Source organism: Aquabacterium sp. UBA2148, assembly GCF_002328915.1.
In the GTDB taxonomy this organism is placed as follows: Bacteria; Pseudomonadota; Gammaproteobacteria; order Burkholderiales; family Burkholderiaceae_C; genus Aquabacterium; species Aquabacterium parvum.
This window is the reverse complement of record NZ_DCXA01000266.1, coordinates 668-1,052: the sequence shown is the minus strand read 5'-3', so window position 1 is coordinate 1,052 and position 385 is coordinate 668. Positions and strand designations below refer to the sequence as shown.

General features: G+C 67.0%; 2 pseudogenes. Both read right to left on the bottom strand.

Annotated features, from left to right (window positions below):
• Positions 1-128, bottom strand: a pseudogene (locus tag B2W70_RS18470) (ribosome silencing factor); the annotation flags it as partial.
• Positions 129-385: pseudogene (locus tag B2W70_RS14790) on the bottom strand (hypothetical protein); the annotation flags it as partial.

Genomic DNA, 385 nt, shown 5'->3' with positions numbered 1-385 from the left:
GAGCCGGAGGCGATGACCACGCGCTCGAACAGCGGCGAGAGGTGCTCGGTGTTGAAGACGGCGATGTCTTGTGCCTTGACGTCTTCGAGACCGTCGACGATGACGCGTTGCAGTTTGCGGATGTCCATTCAGCGTGGGTCGCCCGGGGCGTAGAGTTGATGGTTGGCAATATAGCGCGCCACGCCTTCGGAAAGCAGCGTGGGCACCAGCGATTCAGGTGTTTCTCCCCGGGTCAGCCGGGTGCGGATGTCGGTCGAGGACACCGCGTGCGGCGCCATCGGCAAAGGATGCATGCGGTGCGGGTGCGCGGCCAACTCGGGCGGGCAGGCGGGCTGCGAACCGGGATTCGCCCCCTCGCGCGTGGCCACGGCCAGTGTGACGCGGG